This window comes from Bradyrhizobium sp. AZCC 2230 (assembly GCF_036924495.1).
Classification (GTDB): Bacteria; Pseudomonadota; Alphaproteobacteria; order Rhizobiales; family Xanthobacteraceae; genus Bradyrhizobium; species Bradyrhizobium rifense.
The window spans coordinates 2,297,104-2,322,606 of record NZ_JAZHRS010000001.1; the positions used below are offsets into that span (position 1 = coordinate 2,297,104).

The 25,503-nt window shown below is 60.7% G+C and carries 22 protein-coding genes and 1 pseudogene; 8 read left to right on the plus strand and 15 right to left on the minus strand.

The features are described from left to right. The first annotated feature begins 212 nt into the window (after nt 1–212). From V1280_RS11215 to V1280_RS11250, 8 genes and pseudogenes are all read left to right on the plus strand, one after another. A complete protein-coding gene (locus tag V1280_RS11215) occupies nt 213–1,436 on the plus strand; it encodes an acyl-CoA dehydrogenase family protein (RefSeq protein ID WP_334523101.1) in 1,224 nt (407 codons plus the stop codon). Continuing rightward, nucleotides 1,429–2,310: an SDR family oxidoreductase gene (locus V1280_RS11220; RefSeq protein WP_334523104.1), complete on the plus strand. Its 882-nt coding sequence runs from the start codon at nt 1,429–1,431 to the stop codon at nt 2,308–2,310. The genes V1280_RS11215 and V1280_RS11220 overlap by 8 nt, the downstream gene beginning before the upstream one ends. Nucleotides 2,311–2,400: 90 nt before the next feature. Further along, complete coding sequence (locus V1280_RS11225) at nt 2,401–3,951, plus strand: AMP-binding protein (protein ID WP_334523107.1); 1,551 nt, start codon at nt 2,401–2,403, stop codon at nt 3,949–3,951. Nucleotides 3,952–3,990: 39 nt separating this feature from the next. Continuing rightward, nucleotides 3,991–4,845 (plus strand): enoyl-CoA hydratase/isomerase family protein, encoded by an 855-nt coding sequence (locus V1280_RS11230; protein ID WP_334523111.1) that lies wholly within the window; start codon nt 3,991–3,993, stop codon nt 4,843–4,845. Further along, entirely contained in the window at nt 4,835–5,617 is a 783-nt protein-coding gene (locus V1280_RS11235; protein WP_334523114.1) for an SDR family oxidoreductase, read from the plus strand. Before V1280_RS11230 ends, V1280_RS11235 begins: the two co-directional genes overlap by 11 nt. A gap of 176 nt (nt 5,618–5,793) precedes the next feature. After that, nucleotides 5,794–7,377, plus strand: a complete 1,584-nt coding sequence (locus tag V1280_RS11240) for a class I adenylate-forming enzyme family protein (RefSeq protein WP_334523117.1) — start codon at nt 5,794–5,796, stop codon at nt 7,375–7,377. Between the two features lie 81 nt (nt 7,378–7,458). Then, nucleotides 7,459–8,352: pseudogene (locus V1280_RS11245) on the plus strand (AMP-binding protein); the annotation flags it as partial. Between the two features lie 151 nt (nt 8,353–8,503). Next, on the plus strand, nt 8,504–8,956 hold the full coding sequence (locus V1280_RS11250) for a class I adenylate-forming enzyme family protein (RefSeq protein ID WP_334523120.1): 453 nt from the start codon (nt 8,504–8,506) through the stop codon (nt 8,954–8,956). A 1,466-nt stretch (nt 8,957–10,422) separates the two neighbouring features. Here V1280_RS11250 and V1280_RS11255 read toward each other — a convergent pair. From V1280_RS11255 to V1280_RS11320, 15 genes are all read right to left on the minus strand, one after another. Next, the gene (locus V1280_RS11255; RefSeq protein WP_334523123.1) at nt 10,423–11,625 is read right to left on the minus strand and encodes an aspartate transaminase; all 1,203 of its coding nucleotides are present in this window, start codon (nt 11,623–11,625) and stop codon (nt 10,423–10,425) included. Continuing rightward, nucleotides 11,622–12,359: an HpcH/HpaI aldolase family protein gene (locus V1280_RS11260; RefSeq protein WP_334523126.1), complete on the minus strand. Its 738-nt coding sequence runs from the start codon at nt 12,357–12,359 to the stop codon at nt 11,622–11,624. The genes V1280_RS11255 and V1280_RS11260 overlap by 4 nt, the downstream gene beginning before the upstream one ends. 40 nt (nt 12,360–12,399) lie before the next feature. Continuing rightward, the gene (locus V1280_RS11265; protein WP_334523128.1) at nt 12,400–13,200 is read right to left on the minus strand and encodes an SDR family oxidoreductase; all 801 of its coding nucleotides are present in this window, start codon (nt 13,198–13,200) and stop codon (nt 12,400–12,402) included. A 28-nt stretch (nt 13,201–13,228) separates the two neighbouring features. Continuing rightward, nucleotides 13,229–14,887 (minus strand): hydantoinase B/oxoprolinase family protein, encoded by a 1,659-nt coding sequence (locus V1280_RS11270; protein ID WP_334523131.1) that lies wholly within the window; start codon nt 14,885–14,887, stop codon nt 13,229–13,231. Nucleotides 14,888–14,898: 11 nt separating this feature from the next. Further along, nucleotides 14,899–16,977, minus strand: a complete 2,079-nt coding sequence (locus V1280_RS11275) for a hydantoinase/oxoprolinase family protein (RefSeq protein ID WP_334523134.1) — start codon at nt 16,975–16,977, stop codon at nt 14,899–14,901. 126 nt (nt 16,978–17,103) lie between these two features. Further along, nucleotides 17,104–17,862: a branched-chain amino acid ABC transporter ATP-binding protein gene (locus V1280_RS11280; RefSeq protein ID WP_334523137.1), complete on the minus strand. Its 759-nt coding sequence runs from the start codon at nt 17,860–17,862 to the stop codon at nt 17,104–17,106. Continuing rightward, nucleotides 17,852–18,640: an ABC transporter ATP-binding protein gene (locus tag V1280_RS11285; RefSeq protein WP_334523140.1), complete on the minus strand. Its 789-nt coding sequence runs from the start codon at nt 18,638–18,640 to the stop codon at nt 17,852–17,854. Before V1280_RS11285 ends, V1280_RS11280 begins: the two co-directional genes overlap by 11 nt. Next, on the minus strand, nt 18,637–19,572 hold the full coding sequence (locus V1280_RS11290) for a branched-chain amino acid ABC transporter permease (RefSeq protein WP_334538264.1): 936 nt from the start codon (nt 19,570–19,572) through the stop codon (nt 18,637–18,639). The genes V1280_RS11285 and V1280_RS11290 overlap by 4 nt, the downstream gene beginning before the upstream one ends. A gap of 79 nt (nt 19,573–19,651) precedes the next feature. After that, nucleotides 19,652–20,524, minus strand: a complete 873-nt coding sequence (locus V1280_RS11295; RefSeq protein ID WP_334523144.1) for a branched-chain amino acid ABC transporter permease — start codon at nt 20,522–20,524, stop codon at nt 19,652–19,654. Between the two features lie 35 nt (nt 20,525–20,559). Beyond that, nucleotides 20,560–21,666 carry an ABC transporter substrate-binding protein gene (locus V1280_RS11300; RefSeq protein ID WP_334538265.1) on the minus strand — a complete coding sequence of 369 codons (1,107 nt, stop codon included), beginning with the start codon at nt 21,664–21,666 and terminating at the stop codon, nt 20,560–20,562. A 217-nt stretch (nt 21,667–21,883) separates the two neighbouring features. After that, nucleotides 21,884–22,861, minus strand: a complete 978-nt coding sequence (locus V1280_RS11305) for a LysR substrate-binding domain-containing protein (RefSeq protein WP_334523146.1) — start codon at nt 22,859–22,861, stop codon at nt 21,884–21,886. A gap of 126 nt (nt 22,862–22,987) precedes the next feature. Beyond that, entirely contained in the window at nt 22,988–23,305 is a 318-nt protein-coding gene (locus V1280_RS46760; RefSeq protein ID WP_442895225.1) for a GGDEF domain-containing protein, read from the minus strand. 18 nt (nt 23,306–23,323) lie between these two features. Then, entirely contained in the window at nt 23,324–23,875 is a 552-nt protein-coding gene (locus V1280_RS11310) for a hypothetical protein (protein ID WP_334523149.1), read from the minus strand. A 401-nt stretch (nt 23,876–24,276) separates the two neighbouring features. Further along, nucleotides 24,277–24,645 (minus strand): GGDEF domain-containing protein, encoded by a 369-nt coding sequence (locus tag V1280_RS11315; protein ID WP_334538267.1) that lies wholly within the window; start codon nt 24,643–24,645, stop codon nt 24,277–24,279. A gap of 110 nt (nt 24,646–24,755) precedes the next feature. Continuing rightward, on the minus strand, nt 24,756–25,433 hold the full coding sequence (locus tag V1280_RS11320; RefSeq protein WP_334523150.1) for a TetR/AcrR family transcriptional regulator: 678 nt from the start codon (nt 25,431–25,433) through the stop codon (nt 24,756–24,758). Nucleotides 25,434–25,503: the final 70 nt, after the last annotated feature.

The following is a 25,503-nucleotide window of genomic DNA, read 5'->3' on the forward strand; positions in this document are numbered from 1 at the left end:
AGATCCGTGATGACGAAACTGGATCGTAACCAGCCTAAGGATCGCGCGGCCAACAATCGCGACCCTCAGAGACGGGGCTGGCCGTTTATAATGAATACCATTCATTTTTTTGTGCGTCAACCGTTGACACGTACCAAAATGAATTATATTCATTATAAAACCAGAGATGATCCAGAGAGCAGGATTCCGTCAAACTTGGAGGAAGCCGCCGCATGACCACGTCCCAAGCCGACTTGAGTGGCGATAATCGTGCGTCGATGTTTGCCCTCGACGAAGAGCAGCAGGCCGTCCTCGATCAGGCCGATCGTTTCGCACGCAAGGAGCTATATCCGCTTTCCGAACGGATGGACCGTGAAGAATGGTGGCCGGACGAAGCGTTCCGCGTGATCGGCGATAACGGCTTTTTCGGTGCCACTATCCCCGAAGAATACGGCGGCGCTGGTCTGGACCTTCTGGCGGCCGGCCTAGTGCTGCAGGGCTTCTCACGCTGGAACCATGCGATGGCGCTATCCTGGGTGGCGCACGACAATCTGTGCGCCAACAATATCTATCGCAACGGCAACGAACAGCAGCGCCGCAAATATCTGCCGGACCTCTGCACGGGCCGGAAAATCGGCGCGCTGGGCCTCACCGAACTGGGGGCCGGCTCCGACGCGCTGGGATCGATGCGCACCACTGCGCGGCGCGATGGAGACTCTTACCTCCTCAACGGAGGCAAGATCTACATCACCAATGGACCCGTCGCCGACGTCATCCTGGTCTACGCCAAGACCGATCGCTCAAAAGGCGCCCAAGGCATTTCCGCCTTCATCGTCGAAAAGGGCTTTCCTGGATTCAAGGTCGCACAGAAACTGACCAAAATGGGCTATCGCGGCAGCCAGACCGCCGAGCTCGTGTTCGAAGACTGCCGGGTGCCCGCAGAGAACCTCGTTGGCGACGAAGATCGCGGTGTGTCAATCGTGATGAGCGGGCTCGATCTTGAACGGGCGATGATCTCACCCTTGTGCCTAGGCATTTCAGAACGGGCGCTGCAGCTCTCCATCGACTACGCACAGACCCGCCAGCAGTTCGGCAAGCCCATCGGATCCTTCCAGATGGTTCAGTCAATGCTGGCAGAGATGTACGTTCAGGTCGAAACCATGCGGACCTTCACCTATCGCACGTTGGCGGAAGCCGCGCCGCTCGAAGTCGGCGGTGGCGGACGCGGCGACATCCACATGCTGACGGCGGCCTCGGTGATGTACGCTGCAGAGGCCTGCCACGCAGTCCTCGACAAGGCAGTTCAGATCCATGGCGGCAGCGGCTACATCTGGGAATCGGAGATCAACCGGCTATTCCGTTCGATCAAGCTATTGGAGATCGGCGCAGGAACGACAGAAGTCCGAAAGATGATAATCGCGGGCGAGTTGCTCAAGGATATGGCCACCCATGGCTGATAGTCAGGCGAAGGAACGGCCGGATATACTCGGGCTGACGGACGATGAGCTTGCGGTGCATCGCACTGCGTTCGCGTCCGATGTCCTCAAAGACATGGTCGTGGTCTTGTCCGGCGGCGCCGGGGGAATTGGTCGCGCCATCGCGTGGCTGTTCGCACGGCTTGGCGCGCATGTCGTCTTGGTTGGCCGTAACCAGGAAAGGCTCGATGCTCTCGTATCGACCCTGACAGGACGGAAGCTGAAGGCATCCGCATACGCGGCCGATATCAAGGATCCCGACGCAGTCAAAGCTTTGTTCGATGCGGTCTGGAAGACGCATGGCCGCGTCGACGGCCTCATCAACAGCGCGGGCGGGCAGTTTCCTCAGCCGGCTATCGATTTTTCCGTAAAGGGCTGGAATGCCGTCATCAATACCAATCTGAACGGCACCTGGTACATGATGCAGGCCGCCGCTCAACACTGGCGCGACAACAAATATCCAGGCAGCATCGTCAACATTGTGGTCGTCACGACGCACGGCCTCTACGGCATCGCGCACACGATCGCCGCGAGATCCGGCGTTATTGGCCTTTCGCGCAGCGTTGCCGTCGAATGGGCCCCCCTGAATATCCGGGTTAATTGCGTAGCCCCCGGCGCGATCGAGACCGAGGGCTGGAAGGTCTATACGCCCGAGGCGCGAGCCGCCTACCCCCGATCGAACCCGATGATGCGCGCAGGCTCGCCATGGGACGTCGCCGAAGCCTGTGCCTATCTCGCAGGTCCTTCCGGCGGATTCGTGACCGGCGAAACGTTAACGGTGGACGGTGGCGGCCAGCTTTGGGGAGAGACCTGGACCACAGGAAAGCCATCTTATTTCACAGACGAGGACCCTTAGAAAGCCACTGCCTTGCTCGCCAATAGCGCGCTTACCAGAACAATAGACCGAAAATAATTCGGCACAACAATCATCAGGGAGCAACATCCGATGTATCCAGGTGTGCATGCCAACACTCGAGCCAATCAGCCGGCGTTCATTATGGCGCAAACCGGCGTCGCCGTAACGTACGCCGAGCTGGAACAACGCACCAACCGCCTCGCGCACTTTCTTCGCAGCCGCGGGCTCATGCGTCTCGATCACTACGCCATCTTCATGGAGAACAACGACCGCTATGTCGAAAGCTGCGGCGCGGGCGAGCGCGCGGGACTCTACTTCACCTGCGTCAACTCGTTTCTGACCGCAAGCGAGCTCGCTTACATCGTCAACAACAGCGAATCCAGAGTCCTAATTGTATCCGAAGAGACTCGCGCGACCGCGCTCACAGCAATCGGCCAGTGCCCGAAGGTTGAAGCCGTGCTGGTGGTGGACGGCTCGGGCGACGGCGACCGTATCCTCAATCTCGACGAGGCCACCACCGGCTTTCCCGCCACGCCGATTGCAGGCGAGACAATTGGCACGGCCATGTCGTACTCGTCGGGGACAACCGGCAGGCCAAAAGGTATTCTACGCCCATTGCCCGACCAGCCACCGTCGCAGCAATTGCCACTGTTTGATTTTCTTCAAAAGCTGTGGCGCTACAGGGAGGGGCTCGTGTATCTGTCCCCCGCCCCGCTTTACCATGCGGCACCGCAGGCGTCCGTCAACCTTGTGATCCGCAACGGTGGTACCGCAATCATCATGGAACGGTTCGATCCGGAGCACTACCTGCAACTGGTCGAGAGGTATAAGCCGACCCACAGCCAGCTCGTGCCGACGATGTTCTCGCGCATGCTGAAACTGCCCGAGGCCACGCGATCGCGTTACGATCTGTCGTCGCTCGAGGTGATAATCCACGCCGCCGCGCCTTGTCCGGTCCAAGTGAAGGAGCGGATGATCGCGTGGTGGGGACCGATCATTCATGAGTATTACGGCGCGACCGAGGGTCTCGGATTCGCCGCCTGCGACAGCGAGCAATGGCTGGCTCATCGCGGTACCGTCGGCAAGGTTCTGCTCGGCGAACTTCACGTGCTGGACGACAACATGCAGCCCTGCCCGAAGGAAACGCCGGGCACGCTTTGGTTCAAGACCGCGACGCCGTTCGAATACTTCAACGAAACGGCGAAGACCAGGGAGGCGCGATCGCAGGACGGCTCCATGAGCACGGTCGGCGATATAGGCTATGTCGACGACGACGGATTTCTCTATCTGACCGATCGTGCCACCTTCATGATTGTTTCTGGCGGGGTCAATATCTATCCGCAGGAATGCGAGAACCTCCTCATTACACATCCCAAGGTCGCGGATGCGGCAGTATTTGGTGTTCCGAACGAGGATCTCGGCGAAGAAGTAAAGGCTGTGGTCCAAGTCGTGCCTGGCGTCGAGCCCAACTCCGATCTGGTGAATGAGTTGATGAACTTCTGCAGGACGCATCTGTCGCACCAGAAGTGTCCGCGTTCGATCGACTTCGAGGGCGCACTCCCTCGTCTGCCCACCGGCAAGCTCTACAAGAATGTGCTGCGCGACCGCTATTGGGGGGACAGAAAAACAAGGATCATATGAGGAGCAGGCCGCCAACCCCGCCAGCATGGAGAGGATGGAATGACTTTCGCGAGCACACGATACAAGCTGCCTCCCGGCGGGACGCCGAGCGTGCCTCTGGTTCGCGTCGAGCATCTGGGCAACATCGCCCGGATCATCCTGGCGCGGCCCGATGCCGGCAATGCGATCAACGCCACATTGATCGCTGACCTGGGCGCCGCCGTGGATGCCGTGCGGGCGGTCGAACCTCGATCGGTTCTCATCACCGCCGAGGGCGCGAATTTCTCCTTAGGCGGCGATCTCAAGCATCTGCTTGCCGCCGGGAGCGATGTTGCCGCTGAACTCGGCCGAATGGCGCACGACTTTCACGCAGCCCAGCTGCGCCTGATTGGCATCGGCGTCCCCATCATCGCGGCAGCTCGTGGTCATACCATGGGGGGAGGTTTTGGCCTCGCCCTCTCCTCCGATTATCTCCTCTGCTCGGAAAATGCCCGTTTCTCGACAGGCTACTCCAGACTTGGACTGAGCAGCGATGCAGGCGTAAGCTACTTTCTGACCCGTGCGCTGGGCGTGCGCCGCGCCCGCACCCTTCTCATGGACGCCCGCTTCATATCGGCCGACGAAGTCGTCATGCTTGGCCTCGCAGACCGCACAGTTTCTGACGACCGGTTGGACGCGGCCGCGCTTGATCTTGCAAGAGAACTCGCGGAAGGGCCGACCGCGGCTTATGCAGCCATTGGGCGGCTGACAGACGCCGCCGCAACGAACAGCCTTGCAACCCATCTCGACGAGGAGACTCGAGAAATCGTGGCGCTCGCGGGCCGCGCGGATGTGAGGGCAGCGCTCTCGACGCCGCTCACACGCACCAAGGCCGTCTTCACCCGCTATAATCAGGAAGTGCAGCATGGCCCTTGACCCCCGATGCTTGTCCGGCCGTAACGCGGTCGTGGTGGGCGCATCGAGCGGCATCAACCTGGGTGTTGCCCACCGACTGGGTTCGCTCGGCGCGCAGATCGCGATCGTCAGCCGCTCGCCTGAGCGAATCGCGGCGGCGGCCGATGCCCTGCGCGCCGATGGTGTCGACGTGACCCATCATGCCGGCGACGTACGCGAGGCAACCGCCATGCAGGCGATCATGACCGAGGTCGCCGACGCCAAGGGACCGATCGACATCGTTTTATCCGGTGCCGCGGGCAATTTCTTCGTGCCGGCGGCCAAGATGTCGGCCAATGCCTTCAAGACGGTCATCGACATAGACCTCATCGGTACCTTCAATGTGCTCTCGGCCGCTTATCCTCACCTCAAGCGACCGGGAGCGGTGCTGGTCAACATCACAGCCCCCCAGGCCGAGCGCGCCATGCCGATGCAAGCCCATGCCTGCTCGGCCAAGGCCGGAATCGAGATGCTGACCCGCTGCCTGGCGCTCGAATGGGGCGCGGAGGGCATCAGGGTCAACGCCGTCTCGCCCGGTCCCATCGCCGACACCGAAGGCCTGGCGCGCCTTGCGACCGACGCTGAACTCGCAGAGCTCATTCGCAGCGCCCTGGCGCTGTCGCGCTTCGGGCAGCGCATCGACATCGGTAATGCTGTGGCGTGGCTGTGCAGCGAGGCGGCCAGCTTCGTGACCGGAACCGCGATCCACTGCGATGGCGGCATGCGTCTCGGCAACCTCTATGCGCCCGGATGAGAGCCTGGAACAATCAAGGAGCGAAACTCATGGACCCCAAGAACAAGGTTAGCGATCGTCCTGATAGAGCCGTAGTTGCCGCCGCAGCGAATCTAAGGAGCTGACGAATGGACGTTTCAAGATCGGCATCGGGATATGCTCGCCCGCAATCAGTTTTGCAGCAAGGTCAGACCGCCGTGAGCAGTCACCTGATCCACCGTGTCAATGTTGGTGACCTCGTCACCCGGAGCGCGAAGCGGTTTCCAGAGCGGGAGATGATCTGTGACGGCGACAGGCGCTGGTCCTATCGCGACTTCGACGCTTGGACCAACCGGGTCGCCCATGGTCTTTCCGCGCTCGGCCTCCAGAAAGGCGACGCACTTGCCCTGATGTCGGGCAACCGCGCCGAATTCCTCGCCGTCTATTTCGCCTGCGCGCGGCTTGGCCTGGTCTGCGTTCCCATCAACCTGCTCTGGCGACAGCACGAACTGAGCCACGTCCTGACGGACTCACGCGCTCGCGCTGCCGTGGTCGAAGCGAGCCTGCTGAAGCAGTTCTGCGCTATCGTCGAAGGTCCGGGACCGCTGCTCGGTATCGTCGTGATGGACTGGCAGGCGTCAGGCGCTACGACTCCCGATGGTATCGGCGGCGTGCCGCTGTTCGACTTTGACGCGCTCGCGGCCGATCAGTCCTTCGACATTCCGGATGTCAATATCGAGGACCGCGCTCCCCTCTCCTATCTCTACACCAGCGGCACGACCTCGGCGCCGAAGGGCGTGATCGGCACCCATCTCGCGATCCACCTGGAATCGCTCGGGACCGCGATCGATACACGCATGACCGAGAACGATCGGCTGAGTGTGGTGCTTCCGCTTTTCCACACGGCCCAACTCAACGCGCTTTGCACGCCGGCAATTGCAGTCGGCGCCTCGATGGTGATCCAGCGCGGCTTCGACGCTGTTGGCCTTCACGACGCCATCGAAAGGGAGCGCATCAGCGTCCTCTTTGCGCTACCGATGATGATCCAGCAGCTCGTCGAACGGCAGCTCGCACATCCCCGCAATGTCAGTAGTCTGCGCCTGACGGTCTACGCCATGGCGCCAATGCCGGAGGCCGAGCTTCGCCGGGCGATCGAGATCTTCGGCTGCGACTTCAGCCTTATGTTCGGGCAAACGGAGATGAGCCCGGTCTCGACATTCTTCAAGCCCGAGCACCAGCTGAGCCATCCCGGTGCGGTCGGCACGCCAGCCGTCAACGTGCAGGTCGCCATCATGGCACCGAACGGCGAGTTGCTTCCGACCGGCAGCACCGGCGAGATCGTCTATCGCAGCCCCCAGACCATGGCGGGTTATCTGCACAATCCCGAGGCAACCGCGGAAGCTTTCCGCGATGGCTGGTTCCACTCAGGCGATGCCGGCCATTTCGACTCTGATGGGATTCTCTGGTTCGAAGATCGCTTCAAGGATGTCATCAAGACGGGCGGCGAGAACGTCTCGTCCATCGAGGTCGAGCTCGCGATCCGGGCCGCACATCCCGACGTGCTTGAAGTCGCCGCAATTGGGTTGCCGCACCAGCACTGGGGCGAAGCGATCACCGCCGTCGTCGTCACCCAGAATGGCGGGTCCATTGACGCGAACACGCTGCCTTCGGCGGTCCGCGAGCGGCTAAGCCCGTTCAAATGCCCGAAGGCCGTCATCCATGTTTCGGAGTTGCCCAAGACGGCCACGGGCAAGATCGAAAAAGCGAAGCTGAGGCGCACCTATGCGGCCTATTACCACTAAGTCGACTTCCAGCGAAGCCAACTGGCAGCTCGATGCCGCCATGGCGGCGGACATCACGCTCGACGCTCTTTTCCGACGCGCATTCCGCGTCTTCGCCGACCGCACCGCCGTCACCTGGGAAGGCGGCAGCGCCGCTACCGCGCGGTCGGCGAGCGAGCCTGGCGGCTCGCCAATGCCGTGCGTGCGAAGGGATATGACCGCGGCGACACCATCGCGATCCTCTCGGAGACACGTCCGGAATATGTTGAATGCTATGCGGCCATGGCCGCACTCGGCATCACGGTTGCGACGCTGAACATCCGGCTTCGTCCCGATGAGATCGCCCCGTGCCTGCGCAAGGCTCGTCCCAGTGCCGTCCTGACCTCCGGTGCGCTGGCGGGGCTGCTCGAAGGCCTTGGGTCCGACTTTCCGAACGTCCGCGACTGGATCGCATTCGAGCCGGTGCAGGGCTTGGACGATTACGAGGCCATTCTTACCGAAAGCAGCGCGGACGAGCCGCCTCGGATCGCCGAGGGCGCGGACATCCACAACATCCTATTCACCAGTGGCACGACCGGTCAGCCCAAAGCCGCACTCGTGAGCCAACGAGCGGCTGCTACCCGCGGCTTGCGTCTTGCTCAATGGTTCGGACTGACCGAGAAGGACGGTTTCGTCGGCTGGCTGCCGCTCTTCCACTGCGGCGGAGACGAGTCACTCTACGCGACCTTCGTCACCGGCGGCATCTACGCGACATTCAAGCGCGTCGATATACCGGCCATGTACGAGCGCATCGCGCGCGAGCGGCTGAGCTGGACTCTGCTCCTGCCCGGCGTGATCACTGACTTTATGAACAACCCGCAGCGGCCGGCCCACGATCTGTCGAGCCTGCGCTTCGCCATCGGCTACGCCAACATGATGCCGAACGTCGTCGCGAAGCTGACGGAGACCTTCGGCATCGATTTTTACGACGCCTTCGGGCAGAGCGAGTCCAGCTATCTGCTCGCGCACGGCTGTTCCGGCCCAGGCGAAGTGCCGTCGCTGCGCAAACGGGCCCTCGCCGTTGATGGAAGTCCGCGTCGTCGACGAAGACATGAACGAGATGCCTGTCGGCCAGCCGGGCGAATGCGTTGTGCGGGGCCCGAGCATCATGTCCGGCTATCTCGATGACGATGCGGCCAACGCTGAGGTGTTCAAGGACGGTTGGCTCCATACCGGCGACCTGTTGCGGCGTGAGGAGGACGGCACGCTCACTTTCGTCGACCGCAAGAAATACCTGATCAAGACCGGCGGCGAGAATGTCTATCCCGCAGAGGTCGAGGCCGTCCTCAGCCGACATCCGGCCGTTCAAGAAGCGTGTGTGTTCGGCGTACCGGACGCCCATTGGGGCGAGACAATAAAGGCCGTGGTCGTCCTTCGCGAAGGCCAGTCGGCCGACAGTGCCGAAATTCTCCACTGGTGTCGCGCGCGGCTAGCCGGCTATAAGCGCCCGCGCTACCTGCAGTTCATGCGCTCCGAGGAGTTGCCCCGCAGCACCACCGGCAAGCTTCAACGCCATGAGCTGGCAGGTTTGCCGCTGACCGCCGAACAACGTGTCGGGTAAGGGACGATGCAGTGACGGCGCGTGAAGGGAGACAATCGACTGACCGGATCCGGGCTCAACGGCATCTTGTCCTGCCCAACGGGTGCCGTCGCGCTCCAGCTTTTTTCAACGCCAATAGCGCTGCCCTTCTTGCCCACGGTCCAGCACCATAACAAGCAACAGACCGAAACCCGCCGCGGCAACTCACGCGAAGCTCGCTTCTCATCTGCGAGTCGCGATCATTCCTCTTCGAGGGACATCGGCAACCTGCCCCAAAGCTTATCGGAGACGATCATCATAAGTTAGAACAACTTTACGTAGAGTCTGAAAACGCTCGCGAACTTGCAACAGCCTTCAGCCGTGACATGTCCAAAATTGTCAGAATGGAGGTTTAAGATTCCCGGCTAAGTTATTGAAATCGCAACTGGAGCGGGTGAAGGGAATCGAACCCTCGTATTCAGCTTGGAAGTCGGGAAATCTCGCCGTGTTTTCAGCGGCCGTTCTGACATTTTCGGTGTTTTTGGCCCGTTGAGATCATCACAGAATTCCGCGTTGTCAGAATGGCCGTTGCGAGCCCCATGATTGCAGTCAAAACCCGTTTTGCACCTCTATGGAAATCCGTGAAGTAAAGGTGGTCGCGCCTGTATCGGCAACACAGTGCTTCCGCCCAACACGCTGGCACCCACGACGAGCAGGGAAACGACCCGCTCCCAAAGCATCTCGTTGCTGGCGACGTCATTCGAATTTGGCATCTGTCTGCGCCCGGATTTTCGTGCGACGAAGCCGTCATAGACTGAGTCGCGGGGTGGCCGAGCGACGAAATTTGCCGGAAAATTAACTCATGATTCACCGACTCGGGCGCCCTGCCCGATTGGTGTTGGTATCGGTCTGGACCGCGTGCGATTCGTTCCTGATCCGGCGTCCCATATGGACGAGTTTCGCGGAATGCGAGGCGGGAGCGCAGGTCCTTCTCGAGGCGGTCATTGAATACGATAGAAAATTCGCAAGTTGATTATGGGCAGGCGAGGCCCAGCAGTCAGGCGGTCGGGCACTGCAGCGATCCCATTGGCGTCGAACAAGCGACTGGAAGGCCGGTCAAAGTCAGAAGCAAAGTAGTGCTGCGCTTTGCCGGTGCCTAGTCTAGGTCCGCAATACTGCGATCGTAGTTTCGGTCACCATGTCGTGTGGAAAGTTGCGCGCGACGGGATTTGCGATCATACGGACCAAAACGTCGTAGGTTCAAATCCCGGACCCGCAACACCGATAGCAATTTTGGTTGGTGGTTGCCGTCTCAAGCGCACAGTTCCTTGCGTCCCGAACGCAGCGAACATCCTCTGAGTTGTTGATTTTTCTTGCTGTGACGAGCGCTTCCATCCCGTTTTGTTCACGCTCGTTTCACCCAATTCGTTGCGGTTTCGTTGCGGGCGTTACCCTACGAGAACAATCCTCGCTGAGGTATTGGGATCTTCCACCGACGCGGCGATCCATCAGGCAAGATCCCGACAGACTGCCGCAATGGACGCGCAACCGCGCTCGATGACTCCGTCGTCAGTCGAGATCGAGATGCGAAAATATCCCGGTAGACCATAAGCCGAGCCGTGGACGGCCGCGACGCTACCGGCGTCCAGCAAATGCAAGACGAAAGCGCGATCATCTTCCAGGATTGTCCCTTCCGGCGTCTTGCGTCCGACAAAAGCGGAGCAATTCGGGAAAAGATAGAATCCTCCGTCCGGTTTCAAGCAGTTGAGGCCCGGTATCGTATTGAGCATACCGAGAGCGAGATCTCTGCGGCGCGCATAGACCGCAACGCTCGCCGCGATGAAATCCTGCGGTCCGGTGATCGCGGCGAGCGCCGCAAACTGACTTGCCGCAGCGGGACAAGAAGAACTCTGAGACTGCAGCACGTTGATGGCGTCGATGATGGACTTGGGACCGGCCCCGTAACCAATGCGCCAACCCGTCATGGCATAGGTCTTGGAGACGCCATTGACGATGAAGACCCGGTCGGCGAAATCGGGCACAGCTTGCACAAGGCTGGGCGCGGTTTCCCGCTTGAACCAGACCTCGTCATAGATCTCGTCGGTCAACACGCCGACATGAGGATGACGGCGCAGCACCTCGGCGAGCGCTCTCAGCTCGGCCGCGTCGTAGGCGATACCGGTGGGATTTCCGGGCGTGTTCAACACCAGCCAGCGAGTATTTGGCGTGATCGCGGCCTCGAGCTGAGAGGGAGTGAGCTTGAAGGATTGTTGCTGGGGGCAAGTCACGATGACCGGTGTGCCATCATTGGCGAGCACCATGTCGGGATAGGATACCCAATAGGGGGCGGGGATGATGACCTCGCTACCTGGATTAAGCGTTGCCATCAACGCCAGAAAGATTACCTGCTTGCCGCCGCCACCGACCGTGATCCTGTCCGCGGTGTAGGGCACGCCGGTGCGCTGCGTCATCTTGGTTGCGATTGCCTCGCGGAGGGGAGCAATGCCATTAGCAGGCGTGTACTTGGTTTCCCCGCGCGCGATCGCGTTGACCGCAGCCTGTCTAATATGGGCCGGTGTGTCGAAATCAGGCTCGCCTATCGTCAAATCGAGGATGGCACGCCCCTGGGCCTTCAGGTCGCGGACACGCTGGGCCGCTGCCGTCGTCGGGGAGACCTTGATGCGCTTTACGCGTTCAGAGAGAGCCATCATGGTATCAGACTCCGGGTTGGGTGGCGTTCGCTCTTGCGTGCGGCGAGTTCATGCATCGTCTCGATCTTGTCGCGCAGGAACGGGTCGATATGGCAGTAGAGAAGCTGGGCGCCGCAACGCGACCAATGTTCGATGTCGTCCTCGATCACAAGGGTGCCGGCGATCTTGCCGGCGGCGCGGATCCGCGCCAACGTCGACTCGACGAGGTCGAGCACCTCACGCGGGCGCGGCTGACCGCGCGGCACGGAGGGCAGAAAGCCCATCGACTGCGAGAGATCGCCTGGTCCAACGAAGAAGACGTCAATGCCTTCGACCGCAAGTATCTCGTCGAGATTGCCGACGGCCTCGACCGTCTCGACCATGCAGATCAGTAGCTTCGTCTCGAAATCGGCGGGGCAGGCATGGCGTACAGTCGCGACCACCGCGCGGGCCTGTTCAGCCGTATTGACGAGCGGCACCATCAACCCATCGACCCCGGCATTGAGATAGCGCGTCAGGAGCGAGCGCTGATGCGAATCGGGGCGCAGGATCGCGCCGCCGCCGCCAGAGCGCGCCGCCCGTGCCATTTCACGCGCTTCATCGAAGCTTGCCGTGCCGTGCTCGCAATCTATGAAGATCGCATCTGCCTTCAGCTCGGTGAGGCGCGCCGCCAGTCCCGAGGAGACATGGTTGGGGTTTATCATGAGAATATGCTCGCCCGCCGCTAGGCGCTGGCGCAGTTTGGCTCCGATCATCGTTTCTCTCCGGTTGCTTCTGGGTTTCTTCTTCGGGTTATCAGGACTTGGCCGGGCCAGTGCCCTCAGGCGCGCCGAACCAGCGAGCCAGTTCGATATCGGTGGACTGGTCGCGCATCCTGGTCGGGACGATCACCAGTTCTTCGATCACCGTGCGCGCCGGCAGGGTGCAGGCGAGGAGCACGGCCTGCGCCACGTCTTCTGGCTGCATCAGAGCCGCGCGTTCTTCCGCCGTGGGTGGACGCGGGCGGTCGTCGAGAATCGGCGTGTTGACCTCGCCCGGTGTGATCGTCGTGGCGCGGATCATCTGATTGCGGAAGGTTGCGTGCAGATAGCCCATCAGGTTGCGTACGCCGGCCTTGGCCGCGCCATAAGCAGCTCCGCCCAACATATTCGGCCGCAGCGCCGCGCCCGACGAGACGGTGACGATGGTGCCGCCGCCTTTGTCGATCATTGGCTGCAGCACCGCGCGCGACAACAGGTAGACTGCGGTCAGATTGGCATCGACCGTCGCCTGCCAGTCCTGCGGTGTGATAAAGGCGAGGTTGCGTGGCCCAACCGCGCTGCCGGCGTTGTTGACGAGGATGTCGACGGTACCGAGCTCCGCACTCACCCAGCTGATCAGGCTTTCGACAGCGTCAGCCTGCGTGATATCGGCGGCGCGGGCGAAAGCGCGACCGCCAGCGGCGGTGATCGCGTCAGCCACGTCCTGCAGAAGCGCGAGCCTGCGGCCGACAAGGACCACAGAGGCACCCTCCCCCGCCAGTTGGCGCGCGATCTCGCGTCCGATGCCGGTTCCGGCGCCGGTCACGATCGCGACGCGCCCGTTCAGTCTTGCCATGGTCGTCTCCTCGTAAAGCCTGGCAGCATCATTTGGCCGTATAGCCGTAATCGGCTTTCGCGCATTCGCTGGTCACCAGACCAAGGCGGAGATCCTCGGTGATCAGTTCGCGCGAGCGGTTAGCCGGGTCGCCCCAGCCACCGCCGCCGGGCAACTCCACGGTCAGCCTCGCGCCGGGCTCGAGTGGGATGTGGCCCTTGGCGAAGACAGGCTTGCCATTCTTGTGTACATGGCCGGGCCGGCCATCCTTGCCACCGACAACACCGAAGCAAGGATTCTTCACATGTTCACTCGCGAGATAGATGTTCATCTGCCCTGACGAGATGTTGCGGAAGACCAGACGCTGACCGAGGCCGCCCCGGAACTGCCCGGGCCCGCCGGAATCGGGGATCAGTTCCTTGCATTCGATCAAGGCAGGAACAGCGAGCTCGTACATTTCGGCCGGGGTAATGCGGCAATTGGAGGGGAAGCTGAGCGTATCGATGCCGTCAGCCGTGGAACGTCCGCCCTGCCCACCGTGCAGATTTTGCGCCGCGCCATATTGCTCGCCGAGTTCATTCTGGCCCTGGCAGTTGACACCCCAGATCGGCGCGCCGCCGCTGTCGCCCTGAACCTTGTCAGGCACGATCCTTTCGAGCGCTCGGAAAATCAGACTCGGAATGACGTGGCCGATGAGATTGCGCAGATTGCCGGCAGCCGTGTTGCGCGGATTTAGGATCGAGCCCTCCGGCGCCTCATCGGTAATCGGCAGCATGCAGCCTTCATTGTTCGGCGTCTCGGGATCGAGCAGGCATTTCAGCGCATAGACCGTGTGTGCGTAGCGGTAATGCTTTCGCACATTGATGGCGTGAAGCACCTGCGCGGATGTTCCGGCGTAATCGACATGGATGCTTCCAGACTCGACCTTGACGTTGCACTTCAGCATGACCTCGCTGTCATAACCGTCGAGCGTGACCTCGGAGCTGTATTCGCCGGCCGGCCAGCGCGAGATCGCTCGGCGCATATGGGCTTCCGACCGACTGTGGATGGCGGTGCCCAGATCCTCAACATCGTCGAGCCCGTATTCCTCGAGGAAACGCACCAGTTCGCGGGCCATCACGTCATTGGCCGAGACCATGCTTTCGATGTCGCCCAACACCTCGCGCGGCAGGCGCACGCTGGCGCCGATGATGTCGAAAACCTCCTGCGTCGGCTTACCGGCCTTATAGAGCTTCAGGATCGGGAGGCGCACGCCCTCCTCGAAGATATCGGTGGAATCAGGCGAATACGGCCGGCCGCCGATATCGGGCATGTGGGCGATGCTGCCGGAATAACCGATCAGCTTTCCCTTGTGGAAGATCGGCGTGATCATCACCATGTCGGGCAAATGACCGGTGCCGATCAGTGGATCATTGGTCAGAAGCACGTCACCCGGTTCCAGCGTCTCGGGCGGGAAGGCCGGCAGGAAATAATGCTGGGCGGCCATCGGCAGCGAGGTGATGAAGACCGGAATCGCCCAGGTGCATTGCGCGAGCGCCCGGCCTTTGGCGTCCATCAGCACGGTGACGTAGTCGTGGTTCTCGCGCACGACGGGCGAGAAGGCGGTGCGCCCCAGTGCGCGGTCGGCCTGGTCGGCGATAAAGATCAGCCGGTTCCAAAGAACCTGGAGCGTGATGGGATCGTTGAAATCGATCTGTTGGCGAGCCATGATCCTGCTCCTCACTTGATGTGCATGATGAGATTGCCGCGGGCATCGACATGGGCCGTACCGCGCGGGCCGACGACGATGGTCGATTCCACCTGCTCGATGATGGCCGGCCCCTTGATTTCGGCGTCCTGCAGCAGGGCGTAGTAATCGTAGACCGGAGTTGAAACAAAGCTCTGTGTCTCGTCGAAATAGACCGGCCGATGCGCCTTCAGTGCTTCCGGCCCGGAACCCCTGGCAGTTTTGGTCGCGGTTTTTGCAGGCGCGCCCTTGGGCCCGCTGGCGCGCAACCTCCAGGTGATGGCCTCGACCGGTGAGTTCGCGACGGTGCGGCCGAATAGCGCGACATAGTTCGCCTCAAACCGGGCGAACAGCTCATCGACGAAGGCATCCGCGCCGAAGTCGAGCGGCGGCAGCGCCACGCTGATTTCGTGGCCCTGGCCGACATAGCGCAGGTCCGCTGTACGCGCATAGGAAATGCCGTCGGCATCCACCTCTGCCTGCAGCACGACATCGCGGCCGTCCTTTTCGAGCCTTGCGAAGACATCGCGCACCGCGGCGGCATCCCAGCGGTCGAGCCGCATCGGCAGGCTCGCTGAGACATCCACCGCGACCGGCGCAATCAGCAGACCCACGGCAGAGGTTACGCCGGCGCCGGCGGGGCAGACGACCTTCTTCGCACTGAGCTTGCAGGCCACACCATAGGCATGGACCGGGCCAGCGCCGCCGAAGGCGATGACCGGCAGCGTACTTGGATCGACGCCATAGTCGGCCGCGTGCATGGTCGCCGCTTCCGCCATGGTGCCATTGACGAGATCGTGGATGCCCCAAGCGCAGCGCTCTGGCGTGACACCGAGGGACTCTGCAAGTTCGGCAATTGCGGTGCGTGCCTTGCCGGCGTCGAGCTTGAATTCGCCGCCGAGAAAGGAGTCGGCGCCGATATAGCCGAGCAGCACGTCCGCATCGGTGACGGTCGGCTTGGTACCGCCGCGCCCGTAGCAGGCTGGGCCGGGAACGGCGCCCGCGCTGTGCGGTCCAACCTGAAGCAGGCCGAGGCGGTTGCGCGAGGCGATGGAGCCGCCGCCGGCGCCAATCTCGATCATCTGGATCGATTGGATCTTGAGCGGAAAGCCGCTGCCGCGGTGGAAGCGCTCGTGACGGGCGATCTCGAGTTCCCCGCCGATCATCGGCTCGCCATTCGGCACCAGGCAGAGCTTGGCAGTGGTGCCTCCCATGTCGAAGGACATGACGCTCGCCTCACCGACCTGGCGTGCATATTCCGCAGCCGCGACCGCCCCTGCCGCAGGCCCCGATTCGATCAGCCGTACCGGTGTGCGTGACGCGGTAGCGCTCGGCACAACGCCGCCGCTGGATGTCATCCAAAGCATCCGGGAGACGATCCCGTTCTTGCGCAGATCGGCTTCGAGTCGCTCGACATGCTGCGTCATCAGGGGCCGGGTGTATGCGTTGACCACCGTCGTTGAGGCGCGGTCATATTCGCGGATTTCCGGGCAGACATCGGAGGATAGCGAGACCGAAAGCTCCGGCCCGGCCGCGGCCAGCAGAGCGCCGACCCTCTGCTCATGTTCCGGGAATTTGTAGGAATGGAGCAGGCAGACGGCGACCGAGGTGACGCCCCGCGCCCTCAATTCCGCGACGATGAGGCCAACGCTGCTCTCGTCGAGCGGCGTGATGGCGCGTCCATCCGCTGCCATGCGCTCTACCACACCAAAGCAACAATCGCGCGGTACCAGCGGCGCGGGATATGCAATCTTCAGATCGTAGAGGTCATAACGTCCTTCGGTGCGAATCCTGAGCAGGTCCTCGAAGCCATCCGTGGTGAGGAAGGCCGTCTCCACACCCTTACGCTCTAGCACCGCATTGGTCACCACCGTGGTTGCGCCCAGGATCTGCAGATTGTCCTTGGAGGATCGCACGCCCGGTCGCACCAGGAGTTCGCCGACGCCCTGAACAACGGCAGCCGCTGGGTTTGCCGGCGTGCTCAGCACCTTGTGCAAATGCAGGATGCCGACATCGTCGATGAGTGCGAAATCGGTGAAGGTGCCGCCGGTGTCGAATGCCAACCTAGCCATAATCTGGTGTCCGTTCTTGCTTCGTCAGGCCAATATTATTCCGTCCCGCTTCCGGCCTGCGGATGCGCGCGGTGTCGAATTGCGTCTTGGATGTGCCAGCTCCTCGATGGGGCCGCGCGTTATTTTCTAAGCAATCGGCGACCCCGTCGATGCCTCAACCTGGTTTCCGATCCGACCTGTCATGAAGAGCTGTCCAAGTTCGGCGTGAGTGATGTCGTTGCTGCGCCCGTCCCAGATGACCTTGCCGAGGCGCAGCACGACGGCGCGTTCGGCGACCTCCATCGCCTTGCGCGTGTTCTGCTCGACGAGGAGTATGGCGCGACCATCAGCATGCAAGCGCTTCAACTCGTTGAACACGATCGTGATCGCCTGCGGCGAAAGTCCGACCGAAGGCTCATCGATCAGCACGATCTCCGGCTTGCGCAGCACGACCATAGCGGTTTCGAGCAATTGCTGCTCGCCGCCCGAAAGGTTGCCGGCGAGTTGGTAGCGCCGCGCCTTCAGGATGGGAAACAGCTCGAAGACATAATCCAGCTCCGCCCTCACCTCGCGGTCGCGAACGATATAGCCCGCCATCTCCAGATTTTCGTCGACGCTCATCAGCGGAAAATTGCAGCGGCCCTGCGGCACGATGCCGATGCCCTGGGAAAGGATCGCCTGCGGCTTGGCCCCGCCGATATTCTTGCCGCGCCAGCGGATCATGCCCTGCTTGAAGGTGGTCATGCCGAAGATGGTCATGAGCAGCGTCGACTTGCCGGCGCCGTTTGGTCCCATCAACGCGATGAAGTCACCGGGGTGCACGGTGAGATCGACACCGTTGAGGATATCGATCGCACCGTAGCCGGCGCGCAGTCCTTCGATCGAAAGATTGGGATCAACCGCCAAGATAAGCCTCCACGACCTTCTGGCTGCGCATGATCGCCTCTGGTTCGCCCTGATCAAGCAGCGCGCCCTGGTCCAGAACAACCACGCGCTGGCAAAGACTCATCATCGCGTCGATGTTGTGCTCGACGACGATGAAAGTGATGCCAAGTTCTCGATTCACATTGCGGATGCTGTCGAGGATGCGCTCGATCAGCACCGGATTGACGCCTGCGAGCGGTTCGTCCAGCAAGATCAACTTTGGCTTCGACATCAGGCTGGAGGCGAATTGCAGCAATTTCTGCTGCCCGAACGATAGCCTGCCAGCATCCTGGTCGCGCACATGCGACAAGCCCACCATGTCGATCAGATGATTGGCGCGTTCCCGAAGTCGCGCGACTCGACGGCGGGAGGCTGGACCGGGCGAGAAGGTCGATAGCAGGCTCGGGAAATCGAACATCTGCCCGGCCGCGATCAAATTCTCTTCCGGCGTCATCGTGGTGAAGACCACCGTCTTCTGGAAGCTGCGCAGCATCTTGCCTTCATGCGCAATGCGGTGCATCGGCCAGCCGGTGATGTCGACGCCGTCGAGATGAACCGTGCCTACATCGGCCTGCTGCAGGCCGGTCACGCAATCGAAGAAGGTCGACTTGCCGGAGCCGTTGGGGCCCATGAGGCAGCAGAGTTCACGCTCCCGGACATCGAGGTCGATGCCACGGACCGCCTGCACTGCGCCATAGCTTTTGCGAAGGCCACGAACAGCGAGAAGCGGCTTGCCACGGACGGGAGACAGCGAGGTCATTTGCGCGATCCCGACAGCATCGCGAGCCCGCGATCGATGAGCGGCGTCAGGCCGCTGGGCAGCCAGAATACCAGCAATAGCAGCACGAGGCCGTACATCACCATGCGGTATTCGGGCGAGATGCGCAGCGCCTCGGAGATGGCGACGAAGACGATGCTTCCGACCACGACGCCGCGGATCGACCCCGCTCCGCCGCCGAGCACGATAATCAGGATCGTGGTCGAGTAGAACATCTGGAAAGTCAGCGGGCTGACCGTCGTTAGATAATGGGCGTAGAGACTGCCGCCGAAGCCCGCAAAGGCCGCGCTGATGGTGAAGACAACGAGCTTATAGCTCCACGTCGGGATGCCGAGTGCCTCTGCCTGAATCTCATTGTCGCGGATCGCGATCATGCTGCGGCCAGCCGGAGAGACGACCAAGGCATAGAACAGCCCGGTCATTAGCACCGCGATCGCCAGATAGAGATAATAATACCCTGTGATGGTGGTTACGGTGAAAGGATGCGCGCCGAAACCGAGCACTGGTTGCGGAACGCCGGACAGGCCCATGTCACCACGCGTCAGGCCGACCCAGTTCTTTGCTACGGCCTCCCCGATGACGACAAGGCCGAGCGTGCACATCACGAACGAATAGGTCCGGAGCCTCAGCGCCGGAATACCAAGCGGCAACGCAATCAACCCCGTCACCACCCCGGCCAGAACGAAGTTGACATAGAAGGGCGTGCCGAAATGCATCGCAGCCAGGGCCGAAACATAGGAGCCGATGCCGAAGAACGCCCCCTGGGCGAGCGAAAGCATGCCCATGTAGCCGACGATCAGATTCAACCCATGCGCGGGCAGCAGGAAGATCATCGAGATGATGAGCGCGTGCAGATAGTAATTGTCGAGCACGAAGGGCGCGCCGAGGAGTGCAACGAGGATCGCCATGCCCATCAGGCGCGAGGCTACCCGCGAGGTGACGCGCGCGCCGGGAGCCTGCAGGGATGTCGAGTCGGCCGTCATCGTCTGCTCCTTAGAACCTGGACTGAACGCTGAAGAAGCCGGTGGGACGCACCATCAGCATGCCGATCAGGATGACGAACCCGACTGCGTCGCGATATTGCAGCCCGATGAAGCCAGCTACAAAGCTTTCGGCGATGCCAAGAATCCAGCCGGCAATCAGCGTGCCCCTTACGTTGCCCATGCCGCCCATGACGATGACGGCAAAGGTCTTCAGTGTGATGGCTTCACCCATGCCGCCATAAACCGTGACGTTGATCGGCCCCGTCAGCACGCCGGACAAAGCCGCCAGCCCGCCACCGAGGACAAAGGTCCCAAGCACCACCCGCTCAATGTCGATGCCGTTGACCAGGCAGCACGCGGTGTTCTGAGAGACCGCCCGCATCGCCTTGCCCATGCGGGTACGCCGAACCAGGAACTCAAGGGCGACAAACACCCCGATCGTCACCAGGACGATGATGATGCGTTGCCAGGCCAGGCTGATATCGCCGAAGAAAACAGGCTCGAGCCAGCCGCCGGGAAAGATCTTGTAGGTACCCCCGAAGGTAATGATGATCAGGTTCTGCAGGATCAGCGACAGGCCGAGCGTAGCGAGCACGCCCGACTGGAACGGTGCCGTGACGAGCCCCTGCATCACCAGCCGGCCGATCACCGCTGCGATGCCCATCGTGATGATCACCGCCAGGAAGATCGCCACGGGATAGGAGACGTCCAGTTTCGTAATGACATACCAGGCCGAGAACGTGCCCAGCATGTAATATTCGCCATGAGCGAAGTTGATCGCGCGCAGCACGCCGAAGATCATCGTCATCCCGGCGGCGACCAGGGCGTAAACAGAGCCCGCGACGATCCCGTTGATGATCTGCTCGATCAGCAACTCTGTCATGATCCATATCTCCTGCCGTTACGGCGGTGATCTGCTCAGCGGGCCGAATATTTGATCTGGGTATTGAACGTACCCTTGATCACAGGCTTTCCGTCGATGATCTCAAACAGGATCATCGGCAGATTGGCTTGGTTGTGATCGTCGAAGGTTACCTTGCCCATGACACCCTCATAGGACATCGTCGAAAGCGTTTTTCGAATGTCGTCCTGGTTGTCGCTCTTGGCTTCCTTCGCTGCGGCGGCCACCAGCCGCATCGTTTCCCAATAAGCATAGGCATGGACGTTGGGCGTCTCGCTCGCATAGGCCTTGCGGTAAGTGGCGACGAATTCGTGGTTCTTCGGCGTATCCCATTCAGGCACATAGGCCGCGGCCTCGACTGCGCCGTTCAGCGCTGTCGGAGCGATTTTGATCGCTTCGGGATTGTTGAATTCGGCACTGCCGATCAAGATGACCTTGCCGGCAAGTCCGGCCTCGACCATCTGACGGGCGATGATCGGCGTCGTATCGGCGAGTCCGTACATGATGATGGCACCGGCACCCGAGCGGCGGATATTGGCCAGAACCGGGCGGAAATCCGCCTCCTTGTCCTTGTAATAATCCTCGCTAACGATCTCGGCGCCGAATTCGCCAAGATATTTCTTGGTCAGCACGATCGCGCCACGGCCATAGTCACTGTCGACGGAGAGTACGGCGAACTTCTTGATCTTTTTTTGCTCGGTTGCATATTTGAGCACAACCGAAGCGCGGTTCTCGTCGGTCGGATAGTTGCGGAATGACCATTTATACCCACCGACACCGGCCTTATAAGTAATGTCCGGATTGGACGAAGCAGCATTGACGAGCAGGACGCCGGCATTCTCCACCACGGGCTGCATGGCGATCGTGACCGAGCTGCAGACATCCCCGATCACAAAGCGGACCTTGTCCTGCGCGATCATACGCTGTACCGAGGATACGCCTTCGGTCGGAATGCACTGACTGTCGCCCTGGAACAACTCGATCTTCTTGCCGTTGATGCCACCCGCTGCATTAATCTCATCGCGGGCCAATTGCGCTCCCCGCCAAGCGAAAGCACCGTAGCGCGCGGCCGCTCCCGTATTGGGACTGACGATGCCGATACGTACGACGTCGGATTGCGCCATCGCAGGGAAGACAACGAAACAAGTCAGTGCGAACGACGCGGCTGCGGAAACGAAACGACTTGGCATGGACCCCACCTTCTAATTGGCAAATCGGCGAAGGGTATCGGCCTAGCTTAAGCCTTTTGGTCCAATCGTCCCCGTCAGCGACAAAAGGGAGCTTAGAATGATCGGTCGACAGTAGGCTTCTTCGATCTCATTCTGCCATTATAATAAATCCTTATAGCGGATCGCGACGCGAGCCGCGTTGTCGACCTGCCGGGCCATTGGTCGGCGGCAAGTCGCCGGCGGTTGCAAAGTCCACCGCCATTTTCAGAACGATCTCGCGAACAACCAGCGCCGCCTCGGAGAGCGGCAGATGATCGGATTGGCAAAGCGAAATCGTCGACGAGATAACGGGCCGGATCAGGCGGCGCGTCACCAGGTTCTCGCATTCCCGGAATTGTTCGGCTGCCGAGCTCGGCAGGATAGTCGGGCCAAGCCCCGCATTCAGCGCAACGCGCAGCGTCGCCAGGGACTCAATTTCGGCGGCTACCCGCGGTGCGATACGGACGTGAGCAAAAGACGCTTCGATGAGCTTACGCATGAAATGATAACTGCTTGGCATCAACATCTTGATGCCCTGCAACGCGGCAAGCTCGACTGGTTCATCCGGCCGCCCGGGCAATTTCAGCGAGCGCGGAGCGACGAGGAAGAACTCCTCCCGGAACAACGGCTGCAGGCGTGTGCCTTTGATCGCCCCAAAGCTGTAGATCAGCGCCATGTCGAGTCGGCCGGAGATGACCAGCTCACTCAGGACGTGGCCAAAGCTGTCGCTGATGTTGAGCACGACATCCGGATGCTTGTCGGCGAGTGCAAGCAGCAGAGGCCCCGCAAAATTTGCGGCACCGCTGAAGGTGGCAAGTCCGACGGAGACATGTCCTTGTAGTGAAGTGGTTGCCTTGGTCACGTCGCGCTGGGACTGCTCCAACTGCTTTAGCATCGCCTGCGCATGGCGATACAGAGTAAAGCCGGCTTCCGTCGGCGCGACCCCATGGTTGCTGCGTAGGAGCAACTTCTGCTTGAAATGTGCCTCGAGCGCAGCGACATGCTGGCTCAACGCCGGTTGCGCCAGCCGCAACGAGTTGGCCGCGCGCGACATGCTGCCCATGTCGACGATCTTGATGAAGCTGCTGAGCTTCTTGAAATCAACGCTCATATCGCCCACCTCCGGTGGGATACCTCTGCCCTATCCAAGCCCCCTATAACAAATTCATATAGCAAATTTTTCAAGTAGAAGTTTGAGGAGGTCGCGAAGGCTACCGGAACTAATCGACGCTCAGCGTCACGCGCCTGCGGAATTCGGCCTCTCAACAGTTCGGCCTCCGACCTCTCGATTCGGGGTGTTCATAGAGGAGCAACGCATGCAGTCCTCGAACCGGCTGCGTGTTATGGCGCTGCGGGGACCGCCCGGAAATCCGTCATCTTCTTCATGGTGGATGCCGACTTGTACAATGACGAATTCATCACCGCCAATACGGGCTACAATGTCGCCATTTCGTGCGAGATCAGTGAGCCGTTCAGCAACTTCTTTTAGAAGCGCGTCTCCCGCCAAATGGCCAAATGTGTCATTCGCCGCTTTGAAATAATCTAAATCGACGATGTGAAGCGCTAATTTTTTCTATTCGGCTTGGAGATTCCTTAGTGCAATCTCGATGTTGTCGCTCAGCATCAGACGGTTGAAGAGATTTGTAAGCGGGTCGCGATGTGCAAGGCGAGAAAATTTCTGCTTCAAAATTAGCTGATCAACCGTCGTATTGAAAAGATATTTTATCGCTTCGAGACTTCCAACCAAAAAGCTAAAAAACAGAATGGCCAACCCGAAGTGAACGATATCCGGATTGAGAAACGCTGCGACGGTGGATGGTATGCAGATGCAGCATAGGGAGACGATTGCCAACCGGGGGCTCGCAGAGAGACGCGTAACTACTCCCGCCCCGCAACCGCACATTAGCCCAGCCGCGAACATGTGCACTAAAATATCGCTACCTAGGAAGCAGCGGGCGCCGATCGCACCGGTTGCAATCGACATCAGGATGCTGCTGGTTGCGTAGCGGCGCTCCCATAGCCGCGCCGTCGGTTCGTCGAGTGTCCGATTGCTGACCGTTTGGCCGAATGATTTAAGAACAAGCAACCGCGCGAGAGAGCATAGTATCGCGACGGTGACGAGCACAACGTTTACCGAATCCCTGCTCTCGAACCAAAGCACCGCCCCTACCAGAATCTGGACCGCAATGAAGATTACTGTTGGGTATCGCCCCCCCAAAAAGTAGGCGGACGAGTTCAACATAAATCTCAGGTGTCAGAGATCGGGCACCAGAAGACCTACGAAAGAATGCCAGCATCTCGGCCTCATGGTTTACAGCAGAAGGCTTCGGTCCGAACTCATGACGTCGTTCCCGAACGAATTTCGCTCCCTACATTACATTGATCATTGATCTGAATGCCGCGTACACGCGGAAGCCAACGCGGTTGCAGAATATGAAAATGGTGAACCTTTCGTTAGTTATTATACTAACGGAAAGGCTGCCTACCAACTCCGCGCGTGTCGAACTGAGGCCTTGTTCGAACACCCTACGCTGCGATGGCGCCATCTGGCACATCCACGCGAGCGATCCGATTGCGGCCGTCACGCTTTGCCGCATAGAGAGCCTGGTCAGCGTGGCCAAGCACCTCGGATAGGCTATCGCCCGCTTTCGAGGCGGCCAGGCCGATGCTGATCGTCACCCGCGTTAGAGCGCCCGCTCGTGACGCATCCTTCTCAGTACACACCAGGCGTAACATCTTCGGTTTTGCTATCGCCTCCTCTGAAGTCACTCCGATCGCGAGGGCCACGAATTCTTCGCCAGCATGCCGCCCCACCAGGACATCGAGCCCCTTCGCAAACGAGTTCAATACCTCACCGATATCGACAGCGTCACCGAAGCGGGCGCACGGAGTGATATGCGACTGCGTTCATGTCGAGGCAGAGCCAGCCACTGGTCTAGCAATGGTACCGGCCGATCGCGAAGAGTTGCGGACCCTAAACATTCTCGAACGACACGCGAATTTCGTCACGATCGCGTCGCGCGAGCCTTGGTTCGCATTTGTCTCGGACGGCGCTCACTTGGAGCAGGCAGGCCAAGCATATCGCAGGCCAACTCTATGGACTTCTCGACTTCGGCCGGTGAGAAGGGATCGAGACCCGTCATGCGCTGGTACTCCTTCGAGAAGACGAGACTCGTGGTGATGACCCCGATAACTGCATAGTGCAGTCGCCCCGGGTCGCCGGCGCGCGCCATGCCGGCTCTCTGGGCAGCCCGGATCGTGGCGGTGGAGATCTCGTAAAGTGGACGTATGTAGGTCTCGATCAGCCAGTCCAGTCGCTCGCTGTCGGCATGTCCCTCAAACGACAACAACCTGTGCAATTCCGGGCGGCTCGCCGTGAACATGGCGAACGCCCGCAGCATCTCGCATAGCGAATTGGCCGCCCCTTGAACCTCAGCTCTGTCGGCCCAGTACGAAAGTCCCTGCGCCCGCCAGCTTTCCTCAAAAATGGACGACACGGTCTCTCGCCACAAGGCGTCCTTCGTCTTGAAGTGATAGACGACGAGTTGGTGTTGCACGCCGGCGTACGCAGCGATCTCGCGCAGGCTGGAACCTTCAAAACCAGAGGTGGCGAATACCTCGAGCGCCGCGGCGAGGATGCGCGCGCGCCCATCGAGATTATCCGATGCTTTGGAACCATTCATTGCGGACCCCTGGGGCATCGAGGGCGCCCCTTGACTTTCCGAACGGAAAGTCTTCTATGAACCTGGACTT

Coding starts and splice junctions, on each gene's coding strand:
- V1280_RS11255 (WP_334523123.1), bottom strand. CDS start 11,625: ATGATGGCTCTCTCTGAACGCGTAAAGCGCATCAAGGTCTCCCCGACG.
- V1280_RS11285 (WP_334523140.1), bottom strand. CDS start 18,640: ATGACCTCGCTGTCTCCCGTCCGTGGCAAGCCGCTTCTCGCTGTTCGT.
- V1280_RS11220 (WP_334523104.1), top strand. CDS start 1,429: ATGGCTGATAGTCAGGCGAAGGAACGGCCGGATATACTCGGGCTGACG.
- V1280_RS11265 (WP_334523128.1), bottom strand. CDS start 13,200: ATGGCAAGACTGAACGGGCGCGTCGCGATCGTGACCGGCGCCGGAACC.
- V1280_RS11260 (WP_334523126.1), bottom strand. CDS start 12,359: ATGATCGGAGCCAAACTGCGCCAGCGCCTAGCGGCGGGCGAGCATATT.
- V1280_RS11275 (WP_334523134.1), bottom strand. CDS start 16,977: ATGGCTAGGTTGGCATTCGACACCGGCGGCACCTTCACCGATTTCGCA.
- V1280_RS11290 (WP_334538264.1), bottom strand. CDS start 19,572: ATGGGCATGGCGATCCTCGTTGCACTCCTCGGCGCGCCCTTCGTGCTC.
- V1280_RS11305 (WP_334523146.1), bottom strand. CDS start 22,861: ATGAGCGTTGATTTCAAGAAGCTCAGCAGCTTCATCAAGATCGTCGAC.
- V1280_RS11300 (WP_334538265.1), bottom strand. CDS start 21,666: ATGGCGCAATCCGACGTCGTACGTATCGGCATCGTCAGTCCCAATACG.
- V1280_RS11320 (WP_334523150.1), bottom strand. CDS start 25,433: ATGAATGGTTCCAAAGCATCGGATAATCTCGATGGGCGCGCGCGCATC.
- V1280_RS11250 (WP_334523120.1), top strand. CDS start 8,504: ATGTCCGGCTATCTCGATGACGATGCGGCCAACGCTGAGGTGTTCAAG.
- V1280_RS11295 (WP_334523144.1), bottom strand. CDS start 20,524: ATGACAGAGTTGCTGATCGAGCAGATCATCAACGGGATCGTCGCGGGC.
- V1280_RS11215 (WP_334523101.1), top strand. CDS start 213: ATGACCACGTCCCAAGCCGACTTGAGTGGCGATAATCGTGCGTCGATG.
- V1280_RS11235 (WP_334523114.1), top strand. CDS start 4,835: ATGGCCCTTGACCCCCGATGCTTGTCCGGCCGTAACGCGGTCGTGGTG.
- V1280_RS11230 (WP_334523111.1), top strand. CDS start 3,991: ATGACTTTCGCGAGCACACGATACAAGCTGCCTCCCGGCGGGACGCCG.
- V1280_RS11270 (WP_334523131.1), bottom strand. CDS start 14,887: ATGGCTCGCCAACAGATCGATTTCAACGATCCCATCACGCTCCAGGTT.
- V1280_RS11225 (WP_334523107.1), top strand. CDS start 2,401: ATGTATCCAGGTGTGCATGCCAACACTCGAGCCAATCAGCCGGCGTTC.